This is a genomic window from Streptomyces lincolnensis, assembly GCF_001685355.1.
Lineage (GTDB): Bacteria > Actinomycetota > Actinomycetes > Streptomycetales > Streptomycetaceae > Streptomyces > Streptomyces lincolnensis.
On the sequence record NZ_CP016438.1, the window covers coordinates 4,201,061 to 4,214,906 of the forward strand.

Annotated in this window: 10 protein-coding genes; 6 read left to right on the plus strand and 4 right to left on the minus strand. The window is 72.3% G+C overall.

Annotated features, from left to right (window positions below; translation table 11 throughout):
- Positions 1-12: 12 nt before the first annotated feature.
- Positions 13-1,455 (plus strand): DUF2079 domain-containing protein, encoded by a 1,443-nt coding sequence (locus SLINC_RS18525; RefSeq protein ID WP_067434049.1) that lies wholly within the window; start codon positions 13-15, stop codon positions 1,453-1,455.
- Between the two features lie 72 nt (positions 1,456-1,527).
- On the opposite strand, the gene SLINC_RS18530 is transcribed toward SLINC_RS18525, so the two are convergent.
- A complete protein-coding gene (locus SLINC_RS18530; protein WP_067434052.1) occupies positions 1,528-4,092 on the minus strand; it encodes an ABC transporter permease in 2,565 nt (854 codons plus the stop codon).
- Positions 4,089-4,877: an ABC transporter ATP-binding protein gene (locus SLINC_RS18535; protein WP_067434055.1), complete on the minus strand. Its 789-nt coding sequence runs from the start codon at positions 4,875-4,877 to the stop codon at positions 4,089-4,091. The genes SLINC_RS18530 and SLINC_RS18535 overlap by 4 nt, the downstream gene beginning before the upstream one ends.
- Before the next feature lie 413 nt (positions 4,878-5,290).
- Between SLINC_RS18535 and SLINC_RS18540 the strand changes: the two genes are divergently transcribed.
- Both SLINC_RS18540 and SLINC_RS18545 read left to right on the plus strand, forming a co-directional pair.
- The gene (locus SLINC_RS18540; RefSeq protein WP_067434058.1) at positions 5,291-6,790 is read left to right on the plus strand and encodes an MFS transporter; all 1,500 of its coding nucleotides are present in this window, start codon (positions 5,291-5,293) and stop codon (positions 6,788-6,790) included.
- A 43-nt stretch (positions 6,791-6,833) separates the two neighbouring features.
- Positions 6,834-7,313, plus strand: a complete 480-nt coding sequence (locus tag SLINC_RS18545) for a GNAT family N-acetyltransferase (RefSeq protein ID WP_067445487.1) — start codon at positions 6,834-6,836, stop codon at positions 7,311-7,313.
- Between the two features lie 13 nt (positions 7,314-7,326).
- Here the strand turns inward: SLINC_RS18545 and SLINC_RS18550 are convergent, their stop codons facing one another.
- A complete protein-coding gene (locus SLINC_RS18550; protein ID WP_067434061.1) occupies positions 7,327-7,716 on the minus strand; it encodes a hypothetical protein in 390 nt (129 codons plus the stop codon).
- Positions 7,717-7,843: 127 nt separating this feature from the next.
- Between SLINC_RS18550 and SLINC_RS18555 the strand changes: the two genes are divergently transcribed.
- From SLINC_RS18555 to SLINC_RS18565, 3 genes are all read left to right on the plus strand, one after another.
- The gene (locus SLINC_RS18555) at positions 7,844-10,249 is read left to right on the plus strand and encodes a hypothetical protein (protein ID WP_067434064.1); all 2,406 of its coding nucleotides are present in this window, start codon (positions 7,844-7,846) and stop codon (positions 10,247-10,249) included.
- 174 nt (positions 10,250-10,423) lie between these two features.
- Positions 10,424-10,828, plus strand: coding sequence for a DUF485 domain-containing protein (locus SLINC_RS18560; protein ID WP_067434067.1), 405 nt, complete (start codon positions 10,424-10,426; stop codon positions 10,826-10,828).
- A complete protein-coding gene (locus SLINC_RS18565; protein ID WP_067434070.1) occupies positions 10,825-12,435 on the plus strand; it encodes a sodium/solute symporter in 1,611 nt (536 codons plus the stop codon). Before SLINC_RS18560 ends, SLINC_RS18565 begins: the two co-directional genes overlap by 4 nt.
- A gap of 303 nt (positions 12,436-12,738) precedes the next feature.
- On the opposite strand, the gene SLINC_RS18570 is transcribed toward SLINC_RS18565, so the two are convergent.
- Positions 12,739-13,626, minus strand: a complete 888-nt coding sequence (locus SLINC_RS18570) for a cellulose-binding protein (protein ID WP_067434073.1) — start codon at positions 13,624-13,626, stop codon at positions 12,739-12,741.
- Between the last annotated feature and the right edge of the window lie 220 nt (positions 13,627-13,846).

Consider the following 13,846-nt stretch of genomic DNA (forward strand, 5'->3'; position numbering starts at 1 on the left):
TAAGGCCCGCACATGCCCGCTCCTTCCCTCCCCCTGACCGGGACGTCCGCCCGCCCCCACATACCCGCGCCGGTCACGCCCGCCCCGCGTGACCGGCTTCTGCTGTTCCCCCGGAGGGATCCCTGGGTGCTCGCGGGGGCCCTGTTCCTCGCCTACGCGACGGTGTCGGTGGGGCGGTACCGGCACATGGCCTCGATGTCGTGGGACCTGGGGATCTTCGAGCAGGTGGTGCGGGCGTACGCGCATCTCCGGGTGCCGGTGGCCGATCTGAAGGGGCCGGGGTTCAACATCCTGGGGGACCACTTCAGCCCGGTGACGGTGGTGCTGGCGCCGCTGTACCGGCTCTTCCCCTCGCCGGTGACGCTGCTGGTGGCGCAGGCGGCGTTGTTCGCGCTGTCGGCGGTGCCGGTGACACGGGCGGCGGCGGGGCTGCTGGGGCGGCGGCGGGGGCTGGCCCTCGGGGTGGCGTACGGGCTGTCGTGGGGGGTGCAGCGGGCGGTCGACTTCGACTTCCACGAGATCTGCTTCGCCGTACCGCTGATCGCGTTCGCGCTGGAGGCGGTGCTCGCGCGACGGTGGCGGAGCGCCCTGTGCTGGGCCCTTCCGCTGGTCCTGATGAAGGAGGACCTGGGACTGACCGTGGCGGCGATCGCGGTGGTGGTCGCGCTGCGGGCCCGGCACTTCGCGCCGCGGACGGTGCCGTACGCCCTCGCGGTGGCCCTGTTCGGCGTGCTCGCCACCGCGCTCACACTCACCGTCGTGATCCCGGCCTTCAACACCACCGGGGCGTACGACTACTGGGACAAGGTGAGCGAGACGGGCGGCCCCTGGGACGGTCTCGACACCAAACTGCGGACGCTCGCCTGGCTGCTGATCCCCACCAGCGGCCTGTTCGCGCTGCGCTCGCCGCTCCTGCTGGTGGCGCTGCCGACGCTCGGCTGGCGGTTCCTCTCCGGCGACCCGCACTACTGGGGCACGGACTGGCACTACAGCGCCGTCCTCATGCCGGTGGTCGTCCTCGCGCTGGCCGACGCGCTCTCCGCCGCGCGGCACAGCCCGAGCGCCCGCGTGCGGTCGTACGCCTCCCATCTGCCGGCGGCCGTCGTCGCGGCGGCGCTGGCGCTGACCACCACGCTGCCGCTGTCCGCGCTGACCGAGGCGGACGTCTACCGCAAGCCGGCCGAGGTGCGGGCCGTGGAGGGGCTGCTGGACCGGATCCCGGACGGCGCGAGCGTGGAGGCGAACATCGGGCCGATCAGCCGGCTGACCTCGCGGTGCCGGGTGTTCTGGATCGGCAACACGCGGGGCATCGCCCCGGACTTCATCGCCATCGACAACTCCACCAGGTGGGTCGAGGACGTGATGGAGTACTCCCGGCAGCTGCATCCGCGGGCGACGTACGTCGTGGAGGGCTCCTCCCACGGCTATGTGCTGATGAAGCGCACGCGGCCCTGAACACGGCGACGGCCCGGCGCCGAGAAGTCCCCCGTGACTTCTCGGCGCCGGGCGCTCCCCCGTGCGGGATGGCTACTCGGTGGCGATGGCGTTCAGGACGTTCATCCGGCCCGCCCGGAACGCCGGGACGAGGGCGGCGAACAGGCCCACGAACGCGGAGCCGATGAACACCCCGATGATGGTCGTCCAGGGAATCTCCAGGACCCCCAGGCCCTCCAGGGCGAGCAGCTTCTGGGCGGTGGTGCCCCAGCCCATGCCCAGGCCGAGGCCGAGCAGGGCGCCGAAGAGGGCGATGACCACCGACTCCATGCGGATCATCCGCCGCAGCTGGCGCCGCGAGAGGCCGATCGCCCGCATCAGGCCGATCTCCCGGGTCCGCTCGACCACCGACAGCGCGAGGGTGTTCACCACACCGAGCACGGCGACGATGATCGCGAGGGCCAGCAGGCCGTAGACCATGTTCAGCAACTGGCCGACCTGGTTCTTCAGTTCCTGCTTGTAGTCGGTCTGGTCGCGGACCTGGTACTGCGGGTACTTGTCCAGGGACTCCTTCAGGGCGGCGTAGGCCTGCTTCTCCTGGCCGTCCTTGGCCTTGGCGAACATGATCGAGTTGGGCGGGATCTGGTCGGCCGGGACGTACTTCCGCATCGTCTCGATGCTGAGGTAGCGCGAGCCCTTGTCCAGCGCCCCGCTGTCGTCGGTGACGGCGGCGACCTTCAGCCTGGCCGTCTCGCCGCCCTTGAAGGCGACGGTGATGGTGTCGCCGACCCGCACGCCGTGGGCCTTGGCGTAGTCGGAGCCGACCGACATGGCGTCCTTGCCGTAGGCGGCCGTGAGGGTGCCCGCCGTGGTGGGGCGGCGCAGGTCCTTGGCGTACGACGGGTCGGCGGCGGTGACGCCCTTGGTGTCCTTCTTGCCGTCGGGCGAGGTGAGGGTGGCCTCCAGCTCCTTGTAGCTGGTGACGTGGGCGAGGCCGGGGCTGCGCTCCATGGCCTGCTGGGCCTGGGGCACGATCCGCTGGTTGCCCTGGACGATGAAGTCCGCGCCGACGGACTTGTCGAGTTCGCTGGTGGCCGAGGCGACCATCGAGGAGCCGACCACCGACAGACAGGCCACCAGGGCCAGGCCGATCATGAGGGCCGCGCCGGTGGCGCCGGTGCGGCGCGGGTTGCGCAGGGCGTTGCGCTCGGCGAGGCGGCCGACGGGTCCGAAGGCCCGCAGCAGTACCGCGCTGATCACCCGTACGACACCGCCGGCCAGCAGCGGGCCGATGACGACGAACCCGATGAGGGTCAGCACGACTCCGCCGCCCAGCAGCAGCGCGCCCTCGCTCGCCTTGTCGGCGTTCGCGGCCGTGTAGAGGGCGAAGGTGCCCGCGCCGGTCAGGACGAGCCCGATCAGGCCGCGCACCAGGCCGGCCCTGCCGTCGGCGGGGGTGCCGGCGTCGCGCAGCGCGGCCATCGGGGAGACCTTGCCGGCGCGGCGGGCCGGCAGGTAGGCGGCGAGGACGGTGACCACGACACCGAGGACGAGTCCGGCGATCGGGGTCGTCGTCGTCACGGTGAGGTCGTCGGTGGAGAGGTTCATGCCGGCCGCCGACATCAGCTTCATCAGGCCGATCGCGATGCCGACTCCGGCGCCCACGCCGAGGATGGACCCGACGACTCCGAGGAGCAGCGCCTCGACCAGCACGGACCGGTTGACCTGCTTGCGGGAGGAGCCGATCGCCCGCATCAGGCCGATCTCGCGGGTTCGCTGGGCGACCAGCATCGAGAAGGTGTTGATGATCAGGAAGATGCCGACCAGGAACGCGATCCCGGCGAAGCCGAGCATGGCGTACTTGATGACGTTCATGAACTGGTCGATGCCCTGACGGTTCTCGTCGGCGTTCTCCTTGGCCGTCTGGATCTTGAAGGTGCCGTCCAGGGCCTGGGTGACGTTCTGCTTGAGCTGCGCGTCGCTGGCGCCGTTCGCGGCGGTGACGTAGATCTGGGTGAACAGGCCGGTGGCGCCGAGCAGTTCACGCTGGGCGGTGGCGGTGTCGAAGTAGAAGACGGCCGCGCCGGGGTTGGTCACCTTGAAGGCGGCGACACCGACGATGCGTGCCGTGAAGTCACCGGCGACGGAGATGGTGCGCAGTTCGTCGCCGAGCTTGAGGTCGTGCTTGTCGGCGGTGTCGGCGTCGACCATCACCTCGGTGGGGCCGCGCGGGGCGTGCCCGGAGGTGATGTCCATCGTGCGGGCGTCGCTGCTGGTCCAGTTGCCCGCGATGGTCGGGGCGCCGTCGCTGTTGCCCATGTTCTTGTTCGCGCTGTCGACGACGGTCACGTTCATCGCACTGACCGCGCCCTCGGCGGACTTGACGTCCTTCGCCTTCTCCACCTGCGGGAGCAGGGCGGCCGGCAGGGAGGCGGGCTTGCCGTTCTGCGGGGTGTCGTCGCTCTTGGCGCCCTTCGGGGAGACCGTGACGTCGGAGGCGGTCGAGGCGAAGAGCTTGTCGAACGTCGTGTTCATCGTGTCGGTGAAGACGAGCGTGCCGCAGACGAACGCCACCGACAGCATGACCGCGACGGCGGACAGGGCCATGCGTCCCTTGTGCGCGAAGAAGTTGCGCATCGAGGTCTTCAGGACGGTCATGACGTGCGCCCCCGGGCGTCGAAGTCCTTCATGCGGTCCAGGACGGCCTCGGCGGTGGGCTTGTACATCTCGTCGACGATCCGGCCGTCAGCCAGGTAGAGCACACGGTCCGCGTAGGAGGCGGCGACAGGGTCGTGGGTGACCATCACGATGGTCTGGCCCAGCTCGTCCACCGAGCGGCGCAGGAAGCTCAGCACCTCCGCGCCGGCACGGGAGTCGAGGTTTCCGGTCGGCTCGTCACCGAAGATGATCTCGGGGCGGGCGGCCAGGGCACGGGCGACGGCGACGCGCTGCTGCTGGCCGCCGGAGAGCTGGGTGGGCCGGTGCTTGAGCCGGTCGCTGAGCCCCACGGTGTCCACGACCCGTCCCAGCCACGCCCGGTCGGGCTTCCGGCCGGCGATGTCCATGGGCAGGGTGATGTTCTCGAGCGCGTTCAGCGTCGGCAGCAGGTTGAACGCCTGGAAGATGAAACCGATCCGGTCCCGGCGCAGCTGGGTGAGCTTCTTGTCCTTCAGGCCGGTGATCTCGGTCTCGTCCAGGTAGATCTGCCCGGAGGTGACGGTGTCCAGACCGGCGAGGCAGTGCATCAGCGTGGACTTGCCGGAGCCCGAGGGGCCCATGATCGCGGTGAACTGCCCGCGGGCGATGTCCACGTCGACGTGGTCGAGGGCGACGACACGGGTCTCCCCGGACCCGTACGCCTTGACGACCTGCCGCGCCCGCGCGGCAACGGCCGTACGCCCTCCAGTGCCCCCGTGCCTGGTGATGGTTACAGCCGATGTCACGGTATGTCTCCTATGTCGGTCAGCGCGTAAGTCGCCGAGGCCCGCTCGGCAGGTGCTGCGTGCTTGGGTACGGCGTTCAGTCTGGTCCCGGGAGGGTCCCCGGCGCGCTGGTGCTCAGCGCAGTCTTCTGCTGGGGAAAACCCCACCCCGGCCGGTTCGGTCAACCACCCCCGACCGCTCCCCAGCGGCGTAAAGCCAGGTTAAGGAGCGGGCGGGCCCCGTCTCGTCCTCCGGCGGTACGAACCCTCCCCGAGCCGTAGTACTGAGGTTCCCCTAGGGGCTCTCCACCGGTGGGTGGAGGCGTTCTCGGGGTCCGCTCCACCCACCGGTCCAGTCAGGCTGCACCCTGCCGTGGCGTGAGGGTCAAGTGAGATGGTGATGCGCGGCAGTTGGATGCAGGGGGAAGGAACCCGGTGGGCGACATAAGACCCGCGCTCCGTGAGGACGCACCGCGCACCGCACCCGACCGGCGCGGGGCCGTGGTGGCGGCCCTGATGCTCGCGATGGCGCTGGCCGCTCTGGACTCCACCATCGTCTCCACGGCCGTGCCGCAGATCGTGGGTGATCTCGGCGGGTTCTCGGTCTTCTCCTGGCTGTTCTCCGGCTATCTGCTGGCCGTGACGGTCACACTGCCCCTCTACGGCAAGCTCTCCGACACCTTCGGGCGCAAACCGGTGCTGGTCGTGGGCGCGGTCCTGTTCCTGCTCGGGTCGCTGCTGTGCGCGGTGGCCTGGAACATGGGGGCGCTGATCGCGTTCCGGATCGTGCAGGGGCTGGGCGGCGGGGCCTTGCAGGGGACGGTGCAGACGCTCGCCGCCGATCTGTACCCGCTGAAGGAGCGCCCGAAGATCCAGGCCAAGCTGTCCACGGTGTGGGCGGTGTCGGCGGTCGCGGGGCCGGGCGTGGGCGGGTTGCTGGCGACCTACGCGGACTGGCGGTGGATCTTCCTGGTCAACCTGCCGATCGGGGCGGTCGCGCTGTGGATGATCGTCCGGTTCCTGCACGAGCCCGACCGGGGGACGACGGGCACGCGCGCGCGGGTCGACTGGGCGGGCGCGCTGGCGGTGTTCGCGTGCGGCGGGGTGCTGCTCACCGCGCTGGTGCAGGGCGGCGTGGCGTGGCCGTGGCTGTCGGGCCCCTCGCTCGCCCTGTTCGCCGCGGGGCTCGCGCTGGCCGGGGTCGTGGTGCTGGTGGAGCGACGGGCGGCCGAGCCGATCATCCCCGGGTGGGTGTGGCGCCGCCGCACGATCGCCGCGGTGAACCTGGCCCTGGGCGCGCTGGGCCTGCTGATGGTGGCGCCGAGTGTCTTCCTGCCGACCTACGCCCAGTCGGTGCTGGGCCTGGCCCCGGTGGCCGCCGGGTTCGTGCTGTCGGTGTGGACGCTCAGCTGGCCGGTGTCGGCGGCGCTGAGCCAGCACGTCTACCGGCGCATCGGCTTCCGCAACACGGCGATGCTCGGGATCGGCTCGGCGGCGCTGATCCTGCTGGCGTTCCCGTTCCTGCCGTATCCCGGCCGGGCCTGGCAGCCGGCCCTGCTGATGCTGCTGCTCGGCGGCGCGCTCGGCCTCTTCCAACTCCCCCTGCTCGTCGGTGTCCAGTCCACGGTCGGCTGGGAGGAACGCGGCACGGCCACCGCGTCCGTCCTGTTCTGCCGCCAGACCGGCCAGACCGTCGGCGCGGCGGTCTTCGGCGCGATCGCCAACGGGGTGCTCGCCGCCCGGCTCGGCGGCGCCGGCGACCTGGACTCCGTCACCCGCGCCCTGGACGCGGGCCCCGCCCCCGAGGCGACCCGGCGGGCCGTCGCGGACGCGGTCCACGCGGTCTACCTGGGCGCTTCCTGCGCGGCGGCACTGGCGTTCCTGGTCCTGCTGTTCCTCGCCCCGCGACGGTTCCCGCTGCTCAAGGAGCAGTGATATTCGCGTGCCCCACCGGTGGCGGCTGCCTATCCTGCGCCTCATGGTGAGACTGGAGCGGCTGCGGGCCGACCACGCGGACACCCTGCTGGCCTTCGAGCGGGCGAACCGCGCCTATTTCGCGCGGTCGATCCCGGACCGGGGGGACGCGTACTTCGCCGAGTTCACCGGCCGGCTCGCGGCCCTGCTCGCCGAACAGGACGCCGGTGTCTGCCACTTCCACGTGATCAAGGACGACCGGGACGAGCTGGTCGGCCGGGTCAACCTGGTCGACGTCACGGACGGCACGGCCGAACTGGGCTACCGGGTGGGCGAGTCGGCCGCGGGCCGGGGGGTGGCGAGCGCGGCGGTCGGGGAGGTCTGCCGGCTGGCGGAGACGACGTACGGTCTGCTCTCGCTCACCGCGGTCACGACCCTCGACAACCCGGCGTCCCGGACCGTCCTCGAACGCAACGGTTTCACCGTCACCGGCGACTTCACCATCGGCGACCGCCCCGGCGTCCGCTACACGCGGCCGTTCTGAACGGAAGCCGGCGTCACCGCTCCCGTTCGAACCAGTCCCTGGACTGGTTCAGGAACAGCAGCACGAGCGCGGGCGCGCCCAGCCCGATCCGCAGCCCGGCGTCCAGGAACTCCAGGGGCGCGTCCGCGCCGGACAGCCGGCTGACGGTCGGCAGAAGCATGAACAGCAACAGCACGATGGTCGTGATCCGGACCCCGCCCCGCGCACGACCGCCGTAGGTCAGGGCGAGCAGCGCGCAGACCCACACGAACAGCCAGGGCGCCATCATGTCGCCGAGCCCGTAGGAGGTCAGGCCCCCGGAGCGCGCGAGCACCACGACCATGCCGGTGAACGCCAGCGCGAACAGCAGCAGTTGAGCGGCCCGCACCTGCCCGGGCAGCACGGACTCACGTACGTCGGACATCGACACCATCCCCCAAGAACCCCGCCCCCGGTCAACCGGCGCATCGTACCGACCCGGACACGAAACCAGGGTCGCCCCCTCCCCACGCAGGACGCCCGCCCCGCCCTCGTCGGCGTCTGCTGGATGCATGGATCTCAACAGGCGTACGGCGATGGCGGCGGGCCTCGGAGCGACGACGGCGGTGGTGACGGGAGCCGGTACGGCGCGGGCCGCCGGGACGAAGGCGGCCGGACCGCCGGTGATCACCGTGCAGGGCGAGTCAGCGGCACGCACCAACATCCCGGTCGTGCGCGACCGCCGCGCCTCCGGCGGCCGTCTCCTCGCCCTGCTGACGACCGAGCGGCCACCGGAGCCGTCCGGCTGGTACGCCACCTACCGGGTCCGCGTCCCCGAGGCCGGCGTGTACGCGCTGACCGCCGTGGCGACCGCCCCGGTCGAGACCCCGCACACCGAGGCGGTGGCCTCGTACCTCCGACTGGCCGTGAGCGACGGCCCGTTCACCGACCTCGACCACGCCCAGCCCCACTGGTACGACTCACCGCCCGCCTGGGGCGACCTGTCCGTCCTCGACCTCGGCGAGGTGGAACTCCGCGGCGGCACCGACACGTTGACGTTCCGCGTCGACGAGAAGACGGTCCTGGACACCACCACCGCCTACGTCCTCACCCTCGACCGCTTCACCCTCCGCCTCCGCCCCGGCCACCCGGCCCTGCGCACGGCCACCGTCGCCCGCCACCGCGCCGACGAACCCGCCCGCCTCCGTCTCACCCTGGACGGCCGCGCCCGCCGCCCGCACCCCGTGCGCTACACGGTCACCGACCACTTCGGCCACCGGGTCGCCACCGGCCGTACGACGATCCCCGAGGGCGCCACCGGCACGACCGTCGCCCTGCCCAAGGACCTCCCGCCGGGCCACTACCGCGTCGACGCCGACGGCGTGGGCGGCGCCTTCGCGCGCCTGCCCGTGCGCCCGGCGCCGACCGGCGCGGCGAGCCGCTTCGGCGTCAACGTCTGGGCGGCCTCCCTGCTCCCGCCGTCCCGGCTGGACGAATTCGCCGCCGCCATGCGGGACATGGGGGCGGGCTGGGTGCGCGACGGCCAGTCCTGGCCGGCCGTGGAGCCGACGCCGGGCGGCTACGACACCGCGCACCACGACCGCGCGACCCGCACGCTGCGCGCCCACGGCCTGGCCGTCCTCGACGTGCTCTCACCGGCGCCCGAGTGGGCGATGACCGAGGCGTCCCTGCCGCTCCCGGCGGACCTCAGGCACGCCTACCGCTACGCCCGCCGGCTGGCCGCGGCCGCCCCGGAGGCGCTCCAGCTGTCGAACGAGCCCGACGTGGACACCACCCGCTCCACCGGCGACGCCCACGCCGCGTTCGTGAAGGCGGCGGCACTCGGCATCAAGGACGCCGCGGAGAATCCCCCGCTCGTGGTCCTGCCCGGCATCGCCCAGACGGGCCCCTTCCAGGACCTGATGCTCGCCAACGACGTCGTCCGCTACGCCGACGCGTGGGCCTTCCACGGCTACCCCGACCCCGCCCGACCCGGCGAGCCCGAGTTCCCGGGCGCGGCGGACGAACAGCACGCCCTCGCCCGCCGGCACGGCGCGGACGTGCCGCTGTGGATGACGGAGTGCGGCGCGTTCCAGACCGCCCGCCCCGGACAGGATCTGACACCCGCCGAACAGGCCGTCCAGGCCCGCTACGTGGTGCGTTCCATGGTGGAGGGACTGGCCGCGGGCAACGCCCGCCAGTTCTGGTTCGCGGCCCCGCCCCTGTACGACGACGGCGTCTGGTTCGGCCTGCTGGACCGCGCGTTCGACCCGCTGCCCGCCTACAGCGCCCTCGCCGCGCTCACCTCCCTCCTCGGCGCGGCCCACTTCGTCGGCCCGGCCCGCCGACTGCCCGCCGGGGCCCGGGGGTTGGTCTTCGACACCGGACGCGGCGAGCTGGTCACGGTGGTCTGGGCGCCCCGGCCGGTGCGCGTAGGGCTGCGGGGGACGGCGTACGACATCATGGGCCGCCGCCTGCGCGGGAGCGGCCCGCTGACCGCCTCGCCCGACCCGCTCTACGTCGTCTCCCGTGGCGCGGGCCCGTCCCCCGCGCCGGAGTCGGCCGCCCGCACCCTCTCCGACGCCGAGCACATCGTGCTCGTCCAGCGCTTCTCCGCCCGTGACGCGGCCCCCGGCAAGGAGGACGGGGACGCGCCGGCGCCGTACGGCTACCGCCTGGGCCGCCGTACGCGGATGCGGGTCGAGGTCTACAACTTCTCCGCCGAGGCGCGGACCGTGACGGTGACGGCCGGTTCGCCGGGCGGAGGCTGGTCGGTGCGGGCGCGCGCGGGGACGCGGGTGCGGGTGGCCGCCCGGGGGCGTGCGGGCGTCGACTTCGTGGTGACGGCGGGGAGTTCGGTGCCGCGCCGGGTGGACCGGCGGCTGTCGTTCGGCGCGGTGCTCGAAGACGGCTCCGGAGGCGGCTCCGACGGTGGCCGGCAGGTGCCCAAGAGCGTGGCGCTCGTGCACCTGAAGTAGGCGCCCGGGTACCCGGCGTAGGCGTTCGGGGCGGCGAAAAATCAGAGTTAACGGCGGTAACACCGCAGGTCAGCGAAGTAAGCGCATACCGACCAATCAGTTTGGTGAAACCCTTCTCGGTCGTGCCTACCTGCGAGTAGCGTGCGTCACTCCGTTCGCCCAAGGAGTACCGGGATGTCCTACGACCCACCGCCGTACGCCACTTACCCGTGGCAGCCGCCCGCCCCGCCCGAGCCCGTCGAGCGACGGCCCCGCCACCGGACCGCGCTCGGGCACCACAGCGACCTGCGGCTCCTGCGCAGCGCCTACCGCTGGCAGCGGCGCACGGCCACGCTCACCGCGCTCGGCTACTTCACGCTCTTCCTGATCCTGTCCGCGTTCGCGCCGTCCTTCATGGCGGGCACGGTCGCCGGCGGACTGCCCACCGGTCTGCTGCTCGCCCTGATCCAGGTGCCCGTCACCTGGCTGGCGGTCGGCCTCTACGAGCACACCGCCCGCCGTCACGTCGACCCCCTCGCGGACCGCATCCGCAAGGAGTCCGCGCTGAACGCCAAGCGGGAGGAGGCGGCACGGCGATGACCGGCTTCGACGACTCCTCGCAGGCGATGTCCCTCGTGGCGTTCTCCACGGTCGCCACCATCACCCTCCTGCTGTGCGTGATGACCGGCCCCGACAGCGACGACCTCGACGAGTTCTACACGGGCTACGGCTCCCTCTCCCCGATGCGCAACGGCCTCGCCATCGCGGGCGACTACATCTCCGCCGCGACCGTCCTCGGCACCGGCGGCGTCATCGCGCTCTACGGCTACGACGGCGTCGTCCTCGCCCTCAGCACGGCCCTGTCGCTGATGCTGCTGATGTTCCTGCTGGCCGAACCCCTGCGCAACGCGGGCCGGTTCACCATGGGCGACGCGCTGACCCGGCGGACGCCCGGCCGCGCCGTCCGGATGACGGCGTGCGTGGTGACCCTCGCCGCGCTGCTGCCGCTGATGCTGGTGCAACTCGCCGGCACCGGGCAGCTGCTGGCGTTCATCCTCGGCTTCTCCGGCGACTCCCTGAAGACCGGCTGCATCATCGGCCTGGGCGCGCTGATGATCAGTTACGCGGCGATCGGCGGGATGAAGGGCACCGCCCTCATCCAGATCCTGAAGATCGTGATGCTGCTCGGATCGGGCGCCGTCGCCTCCGTACTCATCCTGAACCGGTTCGACTGGAACCCAAGCACGCTGTTCGACACCGCGGCCGACAACAGCGGGGTGGGCTCCGCCTTCCTCAGCTCGGGCCTGCAGTTCGCCGGCGGTCCCCATCCCCGCCTCGACATGATCACCGCACAGCTGGCCGTGGTCCTCGGCGGCGGCTGTCTGCCGCACGTCACCATGCGCATGTACACCGCCTCCAGCGCCCGTCAGGTGCGCCGCTCCATGTCCTGGGCGGTGGCGTCGGTCGCGCTGTTCGTCCTGGTCATCACCGTCGTGGGGTTCGGCGCCACGGCGTTGATCGGCCGGGAGGTGATCGCGGGGGCGGACCCGCAGGGCAACACGGCCTATCTGCTGGGCTCCCGGGCGGCGTTCGGCGAGGACGTCTCGACCGCCGAGACCCTGCTCTTCACCACCGTCACGACGGCGATCTTCCTCACCCTGCTCGCCTCGGTCGCCGGAATGATCCTCTCCTGCGCCAACTCCCTCGCCCACGACGTCTTCGCGGCCCGCGCGCACGAGATGTCCGAACGCCGCGAGATGCTGCTGGCCCGCCTGTCGGCCCTGGCGGTCGGCGTCCCCGCGATCATCCTGGCCACCCTGGTCCAGCACCGCAGCCTCCAGCCCCTGGTCACCCTCTCCTTCTGCCTCGGCGCCTCCGCCCTGGCCCCCGCCCTCGTCTACAGCCTCTTCTGGCGCCGCTACACCCGAACGGGCCTGCTCTGCACGCTCATCGGCGGCTCCGCGGTGGTCCTCGTCCTGATGCCGGGCACCAACCTCGTCTCGGGCTCCCCGGTATCGGCCTTCCCCGGCGCCGACTTCAACTTCTTCCCCTTCACCACCACCGGCCTCGTCTCCATCCCGGCCGGATTCCTCCTCGGCTGGCTGGGCACGGTGGCCTCCGGCCGGCGGAAGTCGGAGGAGCAGAGGAAGCAGTACGAGGCGGTGGAGGGGTGGATCCTGGCGGGGGCGGTGCGGAAGGGGAGTTGAGGCGGAGTTGACGACGCGGAGTTGACGACGCGGAGTTGACGCCCGCACCACCGCGGGCAGGCGGGCGTCCGCCTCAGGATGGCGTCCCGCCGGGTGGTGTAGCCGATCAGCGGACCGGAACTCGCAGGTCACGCCGGGCACTTCGGCCGACTGGCGCCCTCCCGGCGTCTGATCGGGCGCCTTCGCGTGACGCGCCCGGCGGAGAGATCGTCGCGAGCCGGATACCGGACGGCAAGGCGCACGATCGCTTACACCACCTCGCGGGACGCGACCCGCCGCAGCGCACCCCTGGCGCGGGAAGCCTCACTCCGTCGCGGCCCGTCCCGTGAGCGCCGACAAGCTGCTTCGCACGTGCTCCATCTGCGCCTGCATGTCGTCCCACCTCGCCCCGTGCTCGCGCAGCACCCGCTCGGTCTCCCGGGCGATCCGCTCCTCCCGCGCCCGGGCCTCGGCGACGATCTCCGCCGCCCGCAGCCGGGCCTCCTCCTGCCGTTCCCGCCCGGAGAACTCCGCCGCGGCGAATGCCTGCTTGGCCTCCGACAGCGCGGCCTCGGCGCGGGCCACCCGCTCGGCGACGCGTGCGTCCACCGCGGCGGTCCGCTCCCGCGCGGAGTCCTCCAGCTCGGCCAACCGCTCGGCCTGCTCCCCGGCCTGCTCGGAGAGCATCGCGGTGGTGCGCTGCCGTACCTCGCGCAACGCGGCGAGCGCCTCTGAGCGCCCCTCCTTCACCTCGCGCCGGGCGGAGATCCGGATCTCGTCCGCCCGGGCACGCGCCGCGAGCAGGCGCCGCTCGGCACGTTCGTCGGCGTCGGTACCGAGGGCGTCGGCCTCCGCCCGGGCGGCCTCACGCACGCCGTCCGCGTGCGCCCGCGCCTCCTCCACGACCCGCCGCGCCTCCCGCCGGGCGCGTTCCCGCACGGCGTCGGCCTCCTCCTGCCCGAGCGCGAAGAGCCGCCGCGCGCCCTCGCCGAGCGACTCGTAGGTCTGCGGGGCGAGCCGGCCCACGACCTCCCGCATCCCCACGGCCTCCGCCTCCATCTCCTTGGCGAGGACGGTCAGCCGGGCGGCGCGCTCCCAGGCGTCGTCGCGGTCCCGGGACAGGGCACGGGCGTACGCGTCGACCTGGTCGGGGCGGTAACCGCGCCCCCGTCCGGCCACGAACCCATGGGACGACGCCGCTGCGCTGCTCATCCTGGAACCCCTCTCCGCCGAACGGACGCGGCACGATGCCGGCGCGCACATCTTGATATATCGGACGGAAGTGTTCATAACGCGACACTCCGCGCGCAGGTTACGGCCACGCACGTACAGAGCACGGTCACGCCCGCACAGGAAAGGGCCGGACCCGGTCACACGACCGGGTCCGGCCCTTCACGCACGATCCTGCGTGTTCCTGCGCGTTCCTGTGCGG

What these genes read in the sequence shown, in the direction of transcription:
- SLINC_RS18550 (WP_067434061.1), bottom strand. Translation starts at nt 7,716, where the DNA reads ATGTCCGACGTACGTGAGTCCGTGCTGCCCGGGCAGGTGCGGGCCGCT.
- SLINC_RS18530 (WP_067434052.1), bottom strand. Translation starts at nt 4,092, where the DNA reads ATGACCGTCCTGAAGACCTCGATGCGCAACTTCTTCGCGCACAAGGGA.
- SLINC_RS18560 (WP_067434067.1), top strand. Translation starts at nt 10,424, where the DNA reads ATGTCCTACGACCCACCGCCGTACGCCACTTACCCGTGGCAGCCGCCC.
- SLINC_RS18570 (WP_067434073.1), bottom strand. Translation starts at nt 13,626, where the DNA reads ATGAGCAGCGCAGCGGCGTCGTCCCATGGGTTCGTGGCCGGACGGGGG.
- SLINC_RS18545 (WP_067445487.1), top strand. Translation starts at nt 6,834, where the DNA reads ATGGTGAGACTGGAGCGGCTGCGGGCCGACCACGCGGACACCCTGCTG.
- SLINC_RS18525 (WP_067434049.1), top strand. Translation starts at nt 13, where the DNA reads ATGCCCGCTCCTTCCCTCCCCCTGACCGGGACGTCCGCCCGCCCCCAC.
- SLINC_RS18555 (WP_067434064.1), top strand. Translation starts at nt 7,844, where the DNA reads ATGGATCTCAACAGGCGTACGGCGATGGCGGCGGGCCTCGGAGCGACG.
- SLINC_RS18565 (WP_067434070.1), top strand. Translation starts at nt 10,825, where the DNA reads ATGACCGGCTTCGACGACTCCTCGCAGGCGATGTCCCTCGTGGCGTTC.